Source organism: Vibrio sp. 2132-1 (assembly GCF_033344315.1).
Genome location: NZ_JAWPON010000602.1, coordinates 1 through 585, shown reverse-complemented (window position 1 = coordinate 585; position 585 = coordinate 1). Strand labels below are relative to the sequence as shown.

Sequence of the window (585 nt, the reverse complement as noted above, 5' to 3'; positions counted from 1 at the left end):
TACGAAGGCATTACTCTGGCAAAGAAATATCAAGTGAAAGCGCTGGTGGTCAAAAAGCGCGATGACAACGACGAATACGGCATTGTGTTAATGAATGATATTGCGAAGAAAGTGTTGGCAAATAACCGTGCCCCTCAGCGCACCAATATCTACGAAATCATGACTAAGCCTGCTTTGTGTGTCGATCCAGATATGAACGTTAAATATTGTGCTCGTCTGTTTGAGCGATTTGGGATCAGCCGCGCGCCCGTGATTGAAGATGGCGAAGTGATCGGCATGGTGAGTTACAACAATATCGTGATTAATGGCATGGTCAGAGAGGATGGCTAAACTGTGTAAGTAACATGCGTAATATTTTTCTCAAGTCAGCGACATGCGTCAATCTCTAAGATATTGATTATTAGTGATGTTGCATATATTTTCACAGGCGCTATTCTTTGTGCCCTAAGCATATAGTTGAGGAATTTAAATCATGCCTTTAGTCTCTTGCCCTGTGTGTGAGAAACAAATATCGAAACGTGCTCACACATGTCCAGGGTGTGGGGAACCGGACCCGTTACACCATTTAGCGAAGTCGAAGTTCAT

1 protein-coding gene is annotated in these 585 nt (G+C 43.4%); it reads left to right on the top strand.

Features of this window, described 5'->3' with window-relative positions:
* The coding region (locus R8N47_RS26900) for a CBS domain-containing protein (RefSeq protein ID WP_318186324.1) at nt 1–330 on the top strand (330 nt) is incomplete at its 5' end.
* Nucleotides 331–585 lie beyond the last annotated feature (255 nt).